Source organism: Orenia metallireducens (genome assembly GCF_003001995.1).
Lineage (GTDB): Bacteria > Bacillota > Halanaerobiia > Halobacteroidales > Halobacteroidaceae > Orenia > Orenia metallireducens_B.
Window position 1 is genome coordinate 1 of sequence record NZ_PVNB01000016.1, and the last position, 18,098, is coordinate 18,098.

Sequence of the window (18,098 nt, forward strand, 5' to 3'; positions counted from 1 at the left end):
ACAATTCCTTATGGAGTAATTGAAAAGATGTCAAATCATCCATTAACTGATAAAGGAATCGAAAGCTTCTTAGCAGATTGGGAAAAAGCACAAGGGTAATATTATAAAATATATATTTTATGAGTTTTTGATGATATTATAGTTTAAGGATAGATTGATATAATAAAAAGATGTGATAAATTAATTTATCACATCTTTTTATTATATTTTAAATTAGATTTTGTTATAATAACTTCCTGTTAAAAGCTTAAAAATCAGCTAAAACCACAACTTTAAAATTAATAATCACAAAGTTCATTGATGAAGCTTAAAAATTATGTTAATATAATCATTATGGGTATATAAAATATCATTTTATTCTATTAAATAATTGAAAAATAGGTACTAAAGATGATAAGATATGATAGGGGATTTAGGATATACTAAAGTTACAATATTATAAGAATCAAGATATCGTTATTCATACTTAACTAAATTAGATGGCTTACTTAATATAAAATATTATAAATTTTATTAGGAGGTACTTATGAAGATAGAAGTAAATCAAAAAGAATTTCATCAATGTATAAATACAGTTAGAAAAGGGGTATCTACTAAGACAACCTTACCGATTCTGTCGGGGATCTTATTAAAGACAGAGGGAGATCAGCTAAAGTTAATTGGGACTGATTTAGAGATAGGGATTGAGTCTTTTGTAGATGCAAATATCATAGAAAGTGGAGAAATTGTCTTACCAGCCAATTATTTTGGTAATATTATCAAAGAGCTACCAAATGATATGGTCAGAATGGAGGTTAATCAGTCTAATAATACGGCTTTTATCAAATGTGGTCATTCTAAATTCAATATTAATGGTTTTGCAGCTGATGAATTTCCAACATTGCCAGAGATAGAGTCTGGGTATAGCTTTAGTATTGCTCAAAGTAAATTTAAAGATATAATCAACCAAGTCGAGTTTGCTATCTCTCAGGATGAGAGTAAGCCTTTCTTAAATGGAGGACTGCTATTATTAGAAGAAGGAGAGATTAAGTTAGTAGCTACAGATACTTATAGATTATCTTATTGTCATAGCCCTCTTGAAGACCAAGAAGTGAAGCTTGAGTCTATTATTCCTGCTAAGACTATTAAGGAATTAAGTAGGCTACTTGATCATTCTGAGGAAGAGTTAGAGATTATTATTACTGACAATCAAATCTTATTCAGCTTTTCAGGGATTATAATGATATCTCGTTTGATTGAAGGTCAATTCCCAAACTATAAATATGTGATTCCTAATAAGAGTAGTATTCAAGCAAAGGCTGACAAAGAGAACTTATTAAGAGCAATCAAGCGGGCTGCTTTACTAGCAAGGCAAGATGCCAATATCATCAAGCTTAACTTTGCTCAAGATGAGCTGGTAATTACTGCAAATGCTCCAGAAGTAGGACAGGCTTTTGAAAGAGTAGGAATCTCTTTAAGTGGTGATGAGACCGAGATAGCCTTCAACGCTAATTATTTAATCGATGCTTTAAAGGCTGTTGACAATGAAGAGGTTACTTTAGAGCTATCAGGTCCTTTAGCTCCAGGTGTAGTTAAAAGTCAATCAGGAGATTATATCTGTGTAATCATGCCTGTAAGAAGTGCTTAAATTAATGTTGCTTAATAGAAAAACAATAAATATTTGTTATAATATATAGATTTAAAGTGGATGATTATATCCTAGCACCTCTTAAAGTAGATACAGTAAAAAGTTACTGTGGGTTTTCTGCCTTAAGAGGTGTTTTCTATTTTTGATTAAATTTAAATAATGCAAGAATAAAACTTAAAGTGAACTAATCAAGCAAGCTAAACATCTTTCCTTTTATTTAACATATAATTATTTAAAAAGGAGGGGATAGTTTTGCAAAGGGAGTACCTGTATAATGCCTTGTTTGAACATCGTTTTTGGTTACAGATTTTAGGAGACCACTCTAGGTTTATTTATAATTCTTTAAGTCCAAAGGAGTATAATACCATAGAGATAGCAAAGAATTTTATTGATAGTTTTGATTCATTACTTAATAAGGCCAGAGAATCATTATCAATGGCTGAAGTCAAGCGGTTGAATGAAACTGCTTATCAGCAAGCAATAGAGCTTAGAGGATTTAAGTTAGATATTTTAGAAAGTGATTTAATAAGTGATGTTTCAATTAATATGACTCCAACTTTTATCAATCACATGGTCAATGAATTAGAGAGGTATCTTTCTATATTGGAATATTTAATCAGAGGAGAAGCAGCTCCAGTTAAGCATCCTATAGAAAGTCATCTATTATGGTTGCAGGATGCTTACGGACATTCAGCTTCTATTCAAGCAGCATTGGATTTCGTAGAGCAGAGCCTACAGGAGAAGAGTGGATCTTTTACTAAAAACTTCAGAGATCTTCATCTGAAGGCAATAGAGTTTTCTGGTTATTTAAGGACTGGTCTAGATACTTTTCCAGCATTAAGCCGTTTTAATCGTCAGGTCAAAGCAGAGATGGAATTATTCCAAGAGTTTTTACAAAGGCTAAAGAGAATGGAGTATGATGAAGAGCTACTAGGTAATGTGACTGTTTTATTGACTGATCATATGTATCGAGAAGAATGCTATTACTTGACTAAACTAGCCCAAGTTACTGAATTGAACATTCCAAAGTGTGATCCTACTCAACCTAGAGAGCAGGAGTGAATTAGAAGTAAGTTGAATAATATGGGTATATTAAGACAGTAACGAGTGGAGATTTTATCCGTTACCCGTCACTCGTCACTGATTACTAAAGTGTCGCATTATCGTTCTTTGATATCAATATTTAATTGAATAAGTCAATATAATTATAGCTACATAGATTGGAAAAGGGGTAATAATTATGCTAAGATCAATTTTTAAAGATATCAGAGCTATCGGTGGTAAAGCTTATATTGTTGGTGGTTATGTTAGAGATAAGCTTTTAGGGATAGAGAGTAAGGATATTGATGTAGAGATCTATCAAATCAGTCCTCAAGAGTTAGAAGGGATATTAGAGGATTATGGGGAGTTTAGATTGGTAGGAAAATCATATCCTATCTATTTATTAGGGGAGTATGAATTCTCTTTTCCCCAACAAATTATAGAGAATAGACAGAAAAAAAGGTTGATAGTAAAGCCTACAATGAGTATAGAAGATGCTACATTAAGAAGGGATTTAACTATTAATTCGATGTTATATGACCCTTTAGAGGAGCAGATTATAGATATCTATGGTGGAAGAGAGGATTTGAAGAGAGGAATGATCGCCTATGTTAATAGGGCTACCTTCCAGCAAGATCCTCTAAGAGTATTAAGAGTAGCACAATTTAAGGCCAGATTTGACTTTGAAGTTGCTCAAGAGACTGAGAAGTTATGTAAAGAGTTAATTCCACAGTTAGCTGAACTAGCAAAAGAGAGAGTCTTTATTGAGCTAGAGAAGATACTCTTAAAGGCTGAAAAGCCTTCTCTTGCTTTTAGATGGATGAAGAAAATTGGAGTCTTGGCTGAGTTATTTCCTGAGATAGATCAATTAGCAGAAGTTGAGCAGGGGGAGAAGTATCATCCTGAAGGTGATGCCTTTGAACATATTATGCTAGCTTTAGATGTATTGCCAATAGCAGAGAGAAATGTTGCTCTGATGTTAGCAATACTTTACCATGATGTAGGTAAGGCTTATATTAAGGTTAAACGCTCAAAAGATAGGATTCATTTCTATGGTCATGAACAAGCAGGTGCAGAGAGGGTTGAAGGTTTTCTTACTAAGATTACCGATAATAAGCAATTAATAGAAGAGGTTAAAAAGTTAGTTAAGTATCATATGCGTCCTTTAAATCTAAGAGAGCACTTATCTAAGAAAGCTGTTAGAAAGTTAGTAACTCAAGTTAATATTCCCCAATTATTGAAGCTGCACCAAGCAGATGCTTTAGGAAGAGGAATTGAAGTTGATTTAAGCTATATAGATAAGATTTTAGAGATTTATGATAAGGTAAAAGATGAAGTTAAGCCAATAATAATGGGTAGACATTTGATAGATTTAGGAGTAGAGCCTGGTAAAAGAATAGGGGTTTTATTGAAGGAAATTTATCGAGCACAGCTAGATGGGAAGTTCTCAGATTTGGCTGGGGGACTAGATTATGCCAAGGAGATTTTAAATTTACAATAAAATTTTATGTTAATAGGAGAATTGATACAATATCCCCATTAAGCTTCATTCTAAAACTCCATACTTAAAAAAACAAAATAATAATGCATAAATATGTAAATTGTGGTTATTATAAGTGGAAATAAAAGAAGAGGAGTGAGTTTGAATGTTGAACCAAGTTAATTTAATCGGTAGATTGGCTTGTAATCCTGAGTTGAAGGTTTTTTCAAGTGGGATCAAAAAAGCAACCCTGGTAGTTGCTGTTGAGAGGGAATATAAGAGCAAAGATGGGGAGCAGAAGACAGACTTTATTTATGTAGAGGTTTGGCGAAAGCTGGCTGAGCAATGTGCAGATAATTTAGAGAAGGGTAGATTGGTAGCAATTGAAGGAAGAATACAGATTGATAGTTGGAAGGACCAAGAGAGTGGAGAGATGCGTTATAAGACGGGAATTGTAGCTAAGAATGTTAAATTTTTAGATAGAAGCAAGCTTAATAATCAAGCAACAGCATAAGAATTGTTTAATAAGATAGTCCTTGGAGAATATTTTCCAAGGACTATCTTATTATTTTAAAGAAACTTATCCTATACACTCTTAATCTTTAGTTTAAAGTAACATTAATCACTATTAACAAATATTATAGATATTATAGCCAAAATAATCTTCTTATTTTCTCTTATCAATAACTTATATAATTCATTTTATTTTGATTATATTGATTTTTTATAAAATTAATTCAACCTCTATTATAAAGAAAGGAGGAAGTAAAAGTGTTAAATAATAGGCATCGAATATATATTATTCTTGCTAATCTATTTAGGTTACTCTTATTAGGAGCAATTATTGGAAATGTATTGACCGATAATTGGTTAAATCTCTTTACATCACTATTGACATTGGCTTTGACCTATTTGCCGATCTTTTTAAAGGATAAAAATTATATCTACATCCCTCCCAGTTTTCAATTAATAATTTTAGCTTTTATCTTTGCTTCATTATATTTAGGTGAATTGAATGAGTATTATTTAAAATTTTGGTGGTGGGATATTATGCTCCATACCTTATCAGGGGTAATATTAGGCTTTATTGGATTTGCCTTAATCTATATATTAAATAAAGATACTAAAGTTAATTTAGCTTTAAGTTCTCTCTTTATAGCTATATTCTCCTTTACCTTTGCAGTCAGTGTAGGTGTATTATGGGAGATTTTTGAGTTTACTATGGATTGGGTTTTTGGTTTGAATATGCAGAAATCAGGGTTAGTGGATACCATGTGGGATTTGATAGTAGATTCTTTAGGTGCATTATTTTCCTCAATAATGGGATATATATATTTAAAGAGAAGAGGAGTATCTTACTTTAGAAATCTAGTCAGAAGTCTTTTATCAAGAGATAAGATTACTAAGGAAGAATAAGTAATTTATATATTTATAAAGTTTATGGAAAAGATTTCCAAATTATAATGAATCAAGGTAGCCTTCAGCTTCAATTCCATTTGAGAATATACGATGGTGCTTAAAGATTTGTAGTGTTCTTCTAATTTGAAGTTCAGCTACTTTGGATTTGGACATTATAGTAGCTACTCCTTTAACCTCTTTATCTATAATATTTTTTCTAAGGTTATCAAAGAGATCATTTACTTTTTTAGAGTGGATAGGGTCACAAGAGATATCAAGATAAGTTGTAAAATTTGGTTTAGCTTTGTTAATAAGCTGATTGATCTCCTGAGCATATTTTTTAGCCTCTTTAAGGTCTAATGCTTTGCTAAAAGTAATATATATTCTATTTTTTAAAGGATTATATCTAATAGTATAGTTATTCATCTTTAATCTCCTATGATGATTTTGTTTGACATAGCTCTTTTTATTAAATATCATTGCGAATTGCAATGCTTTAACTGAGTAAATTAATATAATAATTTTATTATATTACCTATAAAGAATCAAAAAAATAATAAGAAAAATAATTATTATATAATTTTAATCTATAATTTAGCTAAACACAAGTATTTCTGATTTTATTTATTATCATCTCTTTAAAATTGAAGTATGAATTTATTACTTTAACTACAGACTATATATAAGGAGGTGATAGTTAACAAACAATCACTGGTTTTAGTTACTGTCTTGATTTTAGTGGCTTTGCTAGGCAATTTAAAACCAGTATTTGCAGAAGAAATTTTAGAGTCTGTATCTGATAAAGGCTTGATAGTAAAAGAGGATGCTATATTGATCCTAAAAGGTGAAGTTGACGGAGATGATAGACAGGTAAAAAGAGAGTTAAGTCAGAGTATATTAAAGAGTTTAAGACTAGATAATTGGTTAGATGATTCTATGCTTAGAAGTGATATAAAGTTTGCTAATATTTATGGAAATGAGGAAGAAGAACTGATAGTTGCTCTATCTCTTCCTAAAGATAATGGGCTATTAGCAATTTTTATCAAATCAAACTCTGGATATCATCTTAAATTGCTTATAGAGGATCTGCTGCCTATCACTAGTCTTAACTTTATTGAACTTCCTGACCTTGAGTATAAAGCAATAGTAGTAGAAGAATATCTAGATGAGCGTTTTGGTGCCTTTTTTGAAAGCAAGACTAAATCTATTTATTTTATAGATAAAGACTTAGCTATAAAAAAAGTTTGGGAAAGAGTGACCTATTTAAAAGTAGCTGAGCCTTTAGAGCAAGGGTGGCTAATTAAGGTTGAAGAAGTAGATCTATCCTTTGCTTCTAAAGAAAAGATTATAGCTAGAGGAAGGAAGCAAGAACTAAAGGTAGAAGATTTAGAGCAGAGTAAGGGTCAAGAGCTTAGTTCTTCAGATAGTCAAGAAGTTTATCTTTGGAATCAAGAGAAGTTATTATTTACTCCTTTTAAAGATTAAATAGCATTTCTAAGGTTCTATCTACTATCTCAGTAGATAGAATTTTTTATTTCTTTTAGGGTTATTTATTAGTTACTCTAGATATATGCTAAATTTTAAGATTAGAAATAGTAAATAATGCAATACTATTAATAAAATAAAATTTAGAAACTGGAGTGATGAGTTATGTTTGATTTTGAATACTATTCACCTACTAAGGTGGCTTTTGGTCCTGGTAAGTTAGGGGAGATAGGGCAATTAATTGGTGAATATGGGAATAAGGCTTTAGTGGTAACAGATTCCAATATAGAGAAGGTTGGCATATTGGCAATGCTAGAGGAATATTTAGATGAAGCAGAAATAGATTATGATGTGTTTGCTGAGGTAGAGGAAGATCCTTCAGCAGAATTGGTAGAAAGAGGTGCTAAATTTGCTGAAGATAATGACAGTGAGTTTATTATTGGAGTGGGTGGAGGCAGTAGTATAGATGCTGCTAAGGCAATTGCTGTAGCTAGAACCCATCCTGCTAAGATCAGAGATTATTTAGTTGGTGCTAAGATAGGGGCTGAAGGGATTACTTCTGATGTACTTCCAATAGTCACTATTCCTACAACCTCGGGAACAGGAAGTGAAGTAACCCCTGTGGCAGTGATTAGTGATAAAGAAGAAGAGAGTAAGAGGGTATTATTCTCACCTTATCTCTTTCCCCAAGTAGCCATAGTAGACCCTGAATTGACCTTTACCCTTCCTAAAGAGATGACAGTCTATACTGCAATAGATGCATTATGCCAAGCTATGGAGGCCTATCTATCACCAGAAGGGAATATTATTTCAGACTTATTATCCTTAGAGTCTATTGAATTGATTAGAGCTGCTATTTATGATGCTGTTAATGATGAAGGTAATCTTCAGGCAAGAACTAAACTTGCTTTAGGAGCTACCTTAAGTGGAATGGTCATCTCTCAAGCAGGGGTAGGTGCAGCACACGCCTTAGCGATGGTTTTAGGCGGAAGGTATAAGCTTCCCCATGGATTAGGGATTGCTATGGTATTACCTTATGTTGTTGAATATAATGCTAAGGATTTTCAAGAGGCTTATTTAGATATAGCAGAAGCTTTTGGGATTAAGGTTAATGAGTTGACTGAGCAAGAGGCAATAACTGCTTTAGTGGAAGATTTAAAAGAGCTAAATCAGAGATTGGGTGTAAAGGCTAAACTTAGAGATTTTGGAGTAGCAGAGGATTTGTTATTAGAGTTGGGACAAGCAGCCTGTGATCATGAAGATATGAGAAATAATCCTAAAGAGCCGACAGCAGAGGAGATGAGAATGATTCTGGAGAAGGTATTTTAATAAACTTCTAGAATATTAATTGTATAATTTAAGATTTATAATGACTATATAGTAAAGGGGTAGATTTGATGGTACACAAGTTTAATCCTAAAAATAAGCATAAATTAGATAATCCAGAGAGAAGAAAGGCAATGCCTCCTAAAGAGACTTTGGAGAGACTGATGTTATTAGAGGGTGACAAGGTAGCTGATATTGGTTGTGGAACAGGTTATTTTACTATTGTCGCCAGTGAGATAGTAGGTGAAAAGGGAGAAGTTTATGCTATCGATACTTCCTTGGAGATGTTAGATTACTTACAAGATAAGATTGAAGCTAATCAGCTTAAAAATATTGAGCTGATCAAAGCTGATGAATATGGTGCTAAATTAAAAGATAATAGCCTTGATTTTATTTTAATCTCCTATGTGATTCATGAGATAGAGGATAAAGATAAATTTTTAGAGAACTATTTGCAGAAGTTAAAAAGTGGAGGGAAATTGGCGATTATTGAGTGGAAGAAGGTTGAGACTGAAAGTGGACCACCTCTGAAGCATCGAATAGGCTTAGAGGAGTTATCTAAATTATTAACTGTCCATAATATCAAACTGCTAAAAGAGATAGAGCTAAGTGAGAATCATTATGGAGTTATTGCTCAAAAAGGATAGAGATAACTTAATTTTATTTAAAAAGAGTAACTCTTCTTCACAAGAGTTACTCTTTTCTTTTTCTTTAGTCAACTTATTGAATAAAGAAAATAAGGATATACTTAAATTAAAGTTAAGTGAGTAAATTAAGCTCAGAAAGGGGCTGTGAAAGATGGTACTATTTAATAACCATTGGAGTTTTGGTGGACTTTTCTCTACTAACTATTATCAAAATGGAGAGATGCTAGATAATGGGCAGAAGTTGTACCATGACAGGTATCATGTTTATGTCAATGATGAGTTTGTAGGAGATAAGGTGCTCTTAACTGAAAATAATCGTATATCTGATCTAGAAGGATATTTAAGAGATGCAGGCTTTAAAGACTTTAAAGCCACTTTAGAGGGAGGTCATTATCTGATTTCTTCAGAAAACCGTTTAGATTCAGTAGAGATGAAAAATCACTTAGCTTTCTATTTGAGGATCAGATAATAAACTAATAAGAGCCATATTTATGGCTCTTATTAGTTTATTAGGCTTGTGCTTTAAATTCTATCTTCTGTTTCAATAAATCCTCAAAGTCCTTGGCAGGTACAGGCTTACTGAAGAGATAGCCTTGGGCTTCATCACACTTATAATCATTTAGAAATTTAATCTCTTCCCAATTCTCGACACCTTCAGCCACAGTCTTCATCGTCAATTTATTAGCCATAGCTATAATAGCAGATACAATAGCACTCCGTTTACTATTATTGTGGAAGTTACTGATAAAGGAACGATCGATTTTAATGATATCTACAGCAAACTTAGTAAGGTAACTTAAAGATGAATAACCAGTTCCAAAATCATCTAATAATATCTTGACATTCATTTTTTTAAAATCTTCTAAAATAGAGCAAGTCAACTCTATATTCTCCATAGCCAAGCTTTCGGTAATCTCTAGCCCCAATAGTTTAGGGTCTAACCCTGTTTCTGCTAAGATATCTTTAACAGTCTCTGTTAAATTTGACTTATGAAATTGTTGAGCAGATAGGTTAACTGAAATCTCTATTGGTTGATAGTCTTGATCTATCCATGCTTGAGCTTGAAGGCAGGCCTCTTTTAGTACATACTCTCCTAAAGGAACGATTAAACCAGTCTCCTCAGCTAAAGGAATAAACTTTCCAGGAGATATTAAACCTTCAGTAGGATGTTCCCATCTTACTAAAGCTTCTGCTTTTTTTATCTTTCCTGTCTTAATATCTACAATTGGTTGATAGTAGACTCTAAGTTCTTTATTTTGGATAGCTCTTCTTAGATTCTGTTCCATATATAGCTTTTTATTGACTTGTAAATTCATATTATTGTTGTATAATTGAAAGGAAGTTCCTGCTTCTTCCTTAGCTTTATACATTGCTGTATCAGCATTTCTAAGTAGGGTTTCTTCATGGATACTATCATCAGGATAAAAGGAGATTCCTATACTAGCAGTTAGAATGAACCTATTATCCTTTATAATAAAAGGTTTATCAAAGATTTTGGTTAAGCGTTGGGTGATTTCTGGAATATCATGTTTATGATTCTGGATTTGTGGTAAAATTCCAATGAAGTCATCACCACCCATTCTAGCAATCATCTCTCTGTTATTTAAAATATTCTTTAAACGCTTAGTCAATTCTAATAATATTAGATCCCCTGTTTGATGACCATGAATATCATTAATTAATTTAAATCTATCTATATCTAAAAAGAATACTGCAAGCTTTTCATTGTTATGCTTGGCAATTTCAATTTCAATCTGCAACTGTTTGCTAAAGCCCTCTCTCTCGGTTTGCTAATCCAGTCAATGAATCGTGAAGTGATTGATATTTTAAAGCCTCTTCAGCCTGCTTATGCTTAGTAATATCTATCCCTATAGCTAAGATACCATCAACCTCTTGATTAAAGTTTACAATCTGTGAGATACTCCAAGAGATAAGTTTCTGTTTATTATCCTTACATAGTATAGATAATTCTCTATTGCGAATCTTCTCTTCAGTAAAGATAGGATTAAATACTTCTTTGGCTTTTTTTATTAGATTAGAGGGAATGAGTATTTCGTAAATACTCTTATTTAAAACATCTTCAGCCTTAAAACCAGTCTCTCTTTCAGCATATTGATTAAAATTGATAATTTTACCCTCTCCATTTAAGGTAAAGATTAGAGTATTGGCTGTATTGATTATATTTTCTTTAAATTCTTTTTCTTTATAGAGTTTATTTTTAACATTATTTATTCTAATATTGTTTATTATTAAGAATAATACCAATAAGATTAAGATAATAATGAAAACGATTAAATTTTTATATTCATTCAAGAAAGAGAGAGGGGAAGTGTTATGGGAATTTAGAATAAGAATAGTCTCTTCTTCAATTGATTTATTCTGATTTGAAATGTTATGATTATATACAAAGGCTAAGGATAGGGTTAATATAATTGTGGCTATAATAAATAATCTCTTTTTAAAGGATATCATTATAGTCTCCTTTCTTGGTCTAATTAAAGGGTTATAGTTCTTATGTTAGATATTAATAAAAAGTTTCTGCATTTTATATTAAATCGCTTTGAATAATTAGTTCTACATAGATTAGTAATTTACCTGCAAAAATTAAAATTAAAGAATCGAGGGATTTTAAGACTTACTTTAATAAATCAAAATAATAAAGTAGATAATCTTATAAATTAGCTAGTAAATTTAATCTCAATCTTGAAGAAATAAGCAACTTACAAGTAGGTTTGTATCAGTATTGGTGGTAGTGAATAATAGATTAAATATATTAATATACTATAATTAGATTATTTTTCTAGTCTAGCTTAAATATAATTATAATAATACCCACGGACTGACAGGAATTTAAGCCTATGGAGATGGCGAAGTATCGCTTCTATGAAGTAGGAATCTTCGTGTGCTTGCACCGAGGAGGGTCAAGAGGGAAGAATGAAAAGTCAAGTTATCACTATTTACTAGCTGAATCTTTCTATATAAATAAAGATTATTCACAATTGACAGTAGATAGAATAATATGATAATATAAAATCTATTAATAGTTATTTTTTACATAAAATAAATTATATGTAATATTATTTGCTTGATTTCTATAAGTATTTAATAGTGATTAGAAAGTTGGATTTTATTGGTTAATTACATATAAGGTAGATCAGTTTATAAGTATAGGAGGTATTAAAAGTGAAGGTTAGGTTAAGTATCTTGTTGGTGTTAATCATGGTTTTGGGTTTCAATGCAAACCTTTATGCTTATAATTATCAGTCTTTAGAGAATTATATCAGTTATCGAATTAAGTATATCCACAATATAGCTCATAATGGGAATATTACTTTGTCTAAAGTTAGGGTTAGAGAGTATGCTAAAGATATTATCTATTGGTCAGATTATTATTCTAGGGAGTTGCAAGTAAATATAGATCCCTTGTTAGTAACGGCCATTTTGGAGACAGAGACTAATTTTGTTTCAAGGGAGGATTATGACTCAGGGGCTAGTATTGGAATTGCTAGCATGAGAATCGATACAGCTAAATGGATTGCTAAAAGAATTAATATTAATTATAATAAGTGGGATGTTTTAGATCCAACTGGTCTAGGAATTAGATTTGCTGTTTATTATTTAGGTTTGGCTTACAATAAGTACAATGGGGATATTGATAAAATTATTGTATCTTATAATCAGGGATTTGCTAAGGCTAGTTCTAAAGATTTAGATCAATTATATAATAATTATCTATTTAAGGTGTTAGGAAGATATAACTATTATCAGCAGAGGATTAGATCCTATGATAGTACAATAGATAACTACTTTGCTTATAAATTAGCAAAATTAGATTAATTTTGATTGAATATCAAAAAGTAGTAGGGAATTCCCTACTACTTTTACTTTTTATCATCTTATAGAATTAAGCACCTTTACCTTCATTAGATATTTCATCTAGGCATTCAGTACAAACAATCTTTCCTTTAAAATCTATAGTATCTCCAGCATTACCACAGAAAGTGCAGGCTGGCTCATACTTTCTGAAGATAATCATATTGCTATCCACATAAATTTCTAGAGGGTCTTTAACATCAATTCCTAGAGTTCTTCTTAGTTCGATTGGGATAACAATTCTTCCTAAATCATCAATTTTTCTAACAATACCTGTTGATTTCATTAGCAAATCTCTCCTTTTTATTCTTAATTTTAGTGGTTATTAGATGACTGACAACTATAGCTAAAACTTTCATAACTTCCTAAATAAAATATTAGAATTATAAATTTAATTAATGGAAGAGTTTTATTTATACAACAATTAACAATTATAACATAAGTGATACTGGTTATCAATGATATTTATTAAAAAATTTATAAATATTATAATAATGTTATTAATTTGTAAATATAAGCGAGTTTGTTTTTAACAGACAATAAACTATATTTAAATTATTGACAAAAGATATATCTAGTATTATAATGATAATAAGAATCAGTACTAAAGAACTTGCCATGAATTACCTCCTAAAATTGAATAATATCTATTGAATCAAAGGGCAACAGTATTATTTGAATAGTACTGTTGCTTTTTTATTTGATAGTACTTTCAAGCAAATATAAATTGCATATCTATATTGTCCTATTGTGCTAGTTGAATTTAGATGTTAATAGTATTTTTTATGGAGATATTGCGATATTTTTAGGTGTTCGGTAGATAGGTGGCTGAATGGTTAGGCAGTTGGATTTTCCTAATCCCTACCCACCTGCCGCCTAAATGTCGCTTTTTCTCTATATTGTGTAAGTTCTTATACTACTACAAGGCTTTATGCTTACTAAAATCTCTGTTAATAAATAAAATACAGAAGAATCGAGAAAAATAGTAGTAGCTTAGAGTATTTAATCATAGAATAAATCTTGTATTAGATCATTAGGAGGCAGATAAATAGATGGAATCTAAATTAAATTTAAAGCAGTCTGATCAGCTACATAGTAAGAATAAGGCTATTGCCCTAGATAGTGAAAAGGTTTATGAGATATTGATTATAGGAGGAGGCCCAGCTGGACTTTCTGCAGCAATTTATTGTATGAGAAAGGGAATTGAGACAGGTTTAATTACTGAAGATATAGGTGGACAACTGTTATACACTATAGATATAGAGAATTATATCGGTTATAGATATATTGAAGGGGCACAGCTAGTTGAGAAATTTAGAGCTCAGGTAGAACAGTTTGAGATAGGATTTGAACAGGGCTCAAAAGTAACAGCTATAGATATTAATGATAAGATTAAGAAGGTAAGTACAGCTGCAGGGAAGACTTATCAAGCTCGTGCTCTGATTATTGCCACAGGAAAGGTTTCAAGAACTTTGGGTATAGCTGGAGAAGAAGAGTTAACTGGTAGAGGAGTCTCTTATTGTGCTACCTGTGATGCCCCTTTGTATAGAGGGAAAAAGGTAATAGTTGTAGGAGGTGGTAACTCAGGAGTAGAGGCGAGTATTGACTTGGCTAAATTGGCTGAGCAAGTAACTCTAATTCAAGACCAAGATAGATTGACAGCAGATCAAATCTTAATTGATAAGTTGGATAAATTCAACAATGTGAATATCTTAACTGAACATGAGTTAGTAGAGATTAAAGGTGAGCAACTGGTTAATAGTGTTGTAATCAGAGACAAGAAGAATAATCAGCAAAGAGAGATGGAGATCAATGGAGTATTTGTGGAGATTGGTCTTGTGCCAAATACAGAGTTTATCGATAATAAGCTAGAATTAAATCCCTATAACGAGATAGTAATCGATTGTGAATGTAAAGCCAGTGTTGAAGGGGTTTTTGCAGCTGGAGATGTAACCTCTGTTCCCTTTAAGCAGATTATTATAGCAGCAGGTGAAGGTTCTAAAGCTGCTTTAGTAGCCTATGATTATATTTTAAAGTTAGCAGAGTAAAGTTGATGAAACAGATAAGTCTTATTTATAAAATTATCATCTTCAAATATTTGGGGATGATTTTTATTATTGAGCAAATTAGTAAAGTTAAGTTTTTAATATATCTATACTCTATTAATTCTATATTAGTATAAAATTTTAATAATATTAATTATTTATGATCTAATTTAAAGGTGATTTTATCTTTTTAGATAATTATGTAATAAATAAATCTAATAGATTAATAATAATTCTAGAAAGGGGGTGAGTAGATGAAAAAGAGAATGACTATTTTATTTTCTGTAATGATATTTCTAAGTTCTCTATTACTTCTTAAAGCTGAGGCTAGACCTTCAGATTTGGTATATCAGATACCAATTCAGGGGACTGTAAATCCTGGAATGTTAAAACTAGTAAAAAAAGGGATAGCAGAAGCAGAAGCGGCGGGAGCAGATGTTATTATCTTTAAGATTGATACCTATGGTGGATTAGTAGACTCAGGAATTAAGGTTAAAGATGCAATCTTTGCTACTAAGATTCCTACAGTTACATATGTAGCAAATAGAGCTTGGTCAGCAGGTGCTTTGATTGCACTTTCAGGTGAGAAGCTGGTGATGCTTCCTGGTAGTAGTATGGGAGCTGCTGAGACTAGACCCAATGAAGAAAAATATATTTCAGCTTTGCGTAAAGAGTTTAAAGCAACAGCAGAAAGAAGAGCTAAGAATTCTGATTTAGCAGCAGCTATGGTTGATAAGGATATAAAGGTTGAAGGTATTATAGCCAAGGATAAACTATTAACCTTGACTGCTCAGGAGGCATTAGAGCATGGGATGGCTGATTTGCTAGTTGATGATTTTAAGGGTCTATTAAAGAAATTAGATCTATCAGAAGCCAAGGTAGTAAAGGTTGAAGCTACTACTGCTGAAAAGTTGGCAAGAGTTGTTACCAACCCCAATGTTAGCATCTTATTATTAACTATAGGATTTATAGCTTTAGTTTTTGAAGCTTTAGCACCTGGTTTTGGAGTAGGTGGTACAATAGGCCTAGTCAGTTTAGGAATCTTCTTTAGTGGATATATTATCAATGGTGTAGCAAGCTGGGGATTAGTCATATTATTTTTAGTAGGTATAATCTTGATGGTCTTAGAGATATTTGTAGTACCTGGATTTGGAGTAACAGGCATTGGTGGACTGCTGGCTATCTTTGCTAGCCTTTATTTCTTATTCCCAACACCAGATATTGCTTTAATGGTCTTAGCTACCGTATTTATTCTATCGGTAATTGGAACAGTAATTATTGTGAGAGTCTTTGGAACAAGCAAGTTATGGCATAGAATTTCCTTAGAGGAGAGCCAGACTAAAGATTTGGGCTATATAGCTGCTCCAAAAGATATTGCTATCTTGGGTAAAGCTGGATATACTCTAACAACTTTAAGACCAGCAGGAATTGTGGAGGTTGATGGTGATAGATTTGATGTGGTCAGTGAAGGTGGATTTATCGCTAAAGGTGAAGAGGTAGAGATAATTAAGGTTGAAGGAAGTAGAGTAGTTGTTAGGGCAGTGAAGAGTAAGGAGTAAGAAGTAAAAAATGACAAGGAGTGATAAAGTTGACTGGAGGCTTAGCGATTTTTATTATTGTATTTGGTATTTTGTTCCTCTCTGTATTCTTTTATTTTATCCCAGTAGGATTGTGGATTTCCGCTATTGCAGCAGGTGTTAAAATTAGTCTATTAAATCTTGTTGGAATGAGATTACGTCGAGTTATACCAACCCATATCATTAGTCCAATGATCAAGTCTCATAAGGCTGGATTAGATGTAACAACAGAACAGCTAGAGACACATTATTTGGCAGGAGGTAATGTTGATAGAGTAGTAGATGCTCTAATTGCTGCCCAAAGAGCTGAGATTGATTTAAGTTTTAAACAAGCTACAGCTATTGATTTAGCTGGTAGGGATGTATTAGAAGCAGTACAAATGAGTGTTAACCCTAAGGTAATTCAAACACCAGTTGTAACTGCAGTAGCTATGGATGGAATTCAGGTGATGGCAACTGCAAGAGTTACAGTTAGAGCTGATATTGATCGCTTAGTTGGTGGAGCAGGAGAAGAGACTATATTAGCAAGGGTTGGAGAAGGTATTGTAACTACTGTTGGTTCTGCTGAAGCCCATACTAAAGTCTTGGAGAATCCAGACTCTATTTCTAAGACTGTATTAGGAAAGGGGCTAGATTCTGGTACAGCATTCCAGATTCTATCGATTGATATTGCCGATGTTGATGTAGGAAAGAATATTGGTGCTCAATTACAGACTGATCAGGCAGAAGCAGATAAAGAGATTGCTCAAGCCAAGGCTGAAGAGAGAAGAGCTATGGCTGTAGCAGAAGAGCAAGAAATGAGAGCTAGAGTACAAGAGATGAGAGCTAAGGTAGTTGAGGCAGAAGCAGAAGTTCCTAAAGCTATGGCAGAGGCCTTACGAACTGGCAAGATAGGAGTAATGGACTATATGAATTTACAGAATCTTAAAGCAGATACTCAGATGAGAGAGAATATCTCTAGCTTAGGTTCTGGAAATAAACCTGAGAAGCCTTTGAAAAAAGATAAAGAGTAGGGGCTGATATAAATGGATTTTATAGAAGATATTATGCCCTTTCTAGTGTGGATAATAATTGCAGGAATTGGTAGATTAATCAAGACTTCCACAGAGGAAGCTAATCAGAATCAGCAGAAGGGTAAATCTCAGGAGAAAATCTCTCCAAAAACTAGTGTTGATAATAAAAAAATAGAGACTCCTTTAGAGATCAATAATAGTTCTATTAGCCAGCAAAAAGATAAGATTCAAGAAGAGATAGAAAAAGAATATCATAGCAAGATAAGTAAAAAGAAAGAAAGAGATTCTGTTAAAAAGAAGAAGATTAAAGATAAAAAGAATAAGAAGAAGCAAGATGAAATTAAAGATAGCAAAGGATTTCAAGTGATTGATTTAGATTCTGTTGAAGAGAGTATTCTTAGAGGGATAGTATTTAAGGAGATCATTGATAAGCCACGATCAAAAAAACCCTATAAATATCATCATTGATCTTTAAAATAAAGTAGAAGGTAAGCAACTGCTTACCTTCTGTTATTTTTGAACTGTATAAATTTTTTTGAGGTTTTATGAAATTTAATCAAATAGATTAGATTCTTAAGATAATATA

The 18,098-nt window shown here is 32.1% G+C and carries 18 protein-coding genes and 1 pseudogene; 15 read left to right on the forward strand and 4 right to left on the reverse strand.

What is annotated here, in order from left to right; genetic code table 11:
* From BX659_RS19690 to BX659_RS11280, 6 genes and pseudogenes are all read left to right on the forward strand, one after another.
* Positions 1-99 (forward strand): annotated as a pseudogene (locus BX659_RS19690) (fructose-6-phosphate aldolase); the annotation flags it as partial.
* Positions 100-526: 427 nt separating this feature from the next.
* A complete protein-coding gene (gene dnaN, locus BX659_RS11260; RefSeq protein ID WP_097018389.1) occupies positions 527-1,627 on the forward strand; it encodes a DNA polymerase III subunit beta in 1,101 nt (366 codons plus the stop codon).
* Between the two features lie 252 nt (positions 1,628-1,879).
* Positions 1,880-2,689, forward strand: coding sequence for a DUF2935 domain-containing protein (locus BX659_RS11265; RefSeq protein WP_097018390.1), 810 nt, complete (start codon positions 1,880-1,882; stop codon positions 2,687-2,689).
* 178 nt (positions 2,690-2,867) lie between these two features.
* Entirely contained in the window at positions 2,868-4,169 is a 1,302-nt protein-coding gene (locus tag BX659_RS11270) for a CCA tRNA nucleotidyltransferase (protein WP_097018391.1), read from the forward strand.
* A gap of 145 nt (positions 4,170-4,314) precedes the next feature.
* Positions 4,315-4,662 carry a single-stranded DNA-binding protein gene (locus BX659_RS11275; protein WP_097018392.1) on the forward strand — a complete coding sequence of 116 codons (348 nt, stop codon included), beginning with the start codon at positions 4,315-4,317 and terminating at the stop codon, positions 4,660-4,662.
* 257 nt (positions 4,663-4,919) lie between these two features.
* The gene (locus tag BX659_RS11280; protein WP_097018393.1) at positions 4,920-5,564 is read left to right on the forward strand and encodes a hypothetical protein; all 645 of its coding nucleotides are present in this window, start codon (positions 4,920-4,922) and stop codon (positions 5,562-5,564) included.
* A 42-nt stretch (positions 5,565-5,606) separates the two neighbouring features.
* Here the strand turns inward: BX659_RS11280 and BX659_RS11285 are convergent, their stop codons facing one another.
* Positions 5,607-5,972, reverse strand: a complete 366-nt coding sequence (locus BX659_RS11285) for a hypothetical protein (protein ID WP_097018394.1) — start codon at positions 5,970-5,972, stop codon at positions 5,607-5,609.
* A 303-nt stretch (positions 5,973-6,275) separates the two neighbouring features.
* On the opposite strand from BX659_RS11285, the gene BX659_RS11290 reads away from it, so the two are divergent.
* The 4 genes from BX659_RS11290 (at position 6,276) to BX659_RS11305 (ending at position 9,473) form a co-directional block, all read left to right on the forward strand.
* Complete coding sequence (locus BX659_RS11290; RefSeq protein ID WP_181186436.1) at positions 6,276-7,031, forward strand: hypothetical protein; 756 nt, start codon at positions 6,276-6,278, stop codon at positions 7,029-7,031.
* Positions 7,032-7,196: 165 nt separating this feature from the next.
* Positions 7,197-8,360 (forward strand): iron-containing alcohol dehydrogenase family protein, encoded by a 1,164-nt coding sequence (locus BX659_RS11295; protein ID WP_106231832.1) that lies wholly within the window; start codon positions 7,197-7,199, stop codon positions 8,358-8,360.
* A 68-nt stretch (positions 8,361-8,428) separates the two neighbouring features.
* On the forward strand, positions 8,429-9,004 hold the full coding sequence (locus BX659_RS11300) for a class I SAM-dependent methyltransferase (RefSeq protein ID WP_106231834.1): 576 nt from the start codon (positions 8,429-8,431) through the stop codon (positions 9,002-9,004).
* 151 nt (positions 9,005-9,155) lie between these two features.
* On the forward strand, positions 9,156-9,473 hold the full coding sequence (locus BX659_RS11305) for a hypothetical protein (protein ID WP_106231835.1): 318 nt from the start codon (positions 9,156-9,158) through the stop codon (positions 9,471-9,473).
* Between the two features lie 40 nt (positions 9,474-9,513).
* Here the strand turns inward: BX659_RS11305 and BX659_RS11310 are convergent, their stop codons facing one another.
* Positions 9,514-10,764, reverse strand: a complete 1,251-nt coding sequence (locus BX659_RS11310; RefSeq protein WP_106231837.1) for a putative bifunctional diguanylate cyclase/phosphodiesterase — start codon at positions 10,762-10,764, stop codon at positions 9,514-9,516.
* A gap of 7 nt (positions 10,765-10,771) precedes the next feature.
* Positions 10,772-11,476: a PAS domain-containing protein gene (locus tag BX659_RS11315; protein WP_106231838.1), complete on the reverse strand. Its 705-nt coding sequence runs from the start codon at positions 11,474-11,476 to the stop codon at positions 10,772-10,774.
* 711 nt (positions 11,477-12,187) lie between these two features.
* Between BX659_RS11315 and BX659_RS11320 the strand changes: the two genes are divergently transcribed.
* The gene (locus BX659_RS11320; RefSeq protein ID WP_253250755.1) at positions 12,188-12,841 is read left to right on the forward strand and encodes a transglycosylase SLT domain-containing protein; all 654 of its coding nucleotides are present in this window, start codon (positions 12,188-12,190) and stop codon (positions 12,839-12,841) included.
* A 67-nt stretch (positions 12,842-12,908) separates the two neighbouring features.
* Here BX659_RS11320 and BX659_RS11325 read toward each other — a convergent pair whose 3' ends face one another.
* Entirely contained in the window at positions 12,909-13,163 is a 255-nt protein-coding gene (locus tag BX659_RS11325) for an AbrB/MazE/SpoVT family DNA-binding domain-containing protein (protein WP_097018398.1), read from the reverse strand.
* Positions 13,164-13,929: 766 nt separating this feature from the next.
* On the opposite strand from BX659_RS11325, the gene BX659_RS11330 reads away from it, so the two are divergent.
* The 4 genes from BX659_RS11330 (at position 13,930) to BX659_RS11345 (ending at position 17,980) form a co-directional block, all read left to right on the forward strand.
* The gene (locus tag BX659_RS11330; RefSeq protein WP_097018399.1) at positions 13,930-14,925 is read left to right on the forward strand and encodes an FAD-dependent oxidoreductase; all 996 of its coding nucleotides are present in this window, start codon (positions 13,930-13,932) and stop codon (positions 14,923-14,925) included.
* Positions 14,926-15,176: 251 nt separating this feature from the next.
* Positions 15,177-16,481, forward strand: coding sequence for an NfeD family protein (locus BX659_RS11335; RefSeq protein ID WP_097018400.1), 1,305 nt, complete (start codon positions 15,177-15,179; stop codon positions 16,479-16,481).
* A gap of 29 nt (positions 16,482-16,510) precedes the next feature.
* Positions 16,511-17,512: a flotillin-like protein FloA gene (gene floA / locus BX659_RS11340; RefSeq protein ID WP_097018401.1), complete on the forward strand. Its 1,002-nt coding sequence runs from the start codon at positions 16,511-16,513 to the stop codon at positions 17,510-17,512.
* Positions 17,513-17,524: 12 nt separating this feature from the next.
* On the forward strand, positions 17,525-17,980 hold the full coding sequence (locus BX659_RS11345) for a hypothetical protein (RefSeq protein WP_097018402.1): 456 nt from the start codon (positions 17,525-17,527) through the stop codon (positions 17,978-17,980).
* Positions 17,981-18,098: the final 118 nt, after the last annotated feature.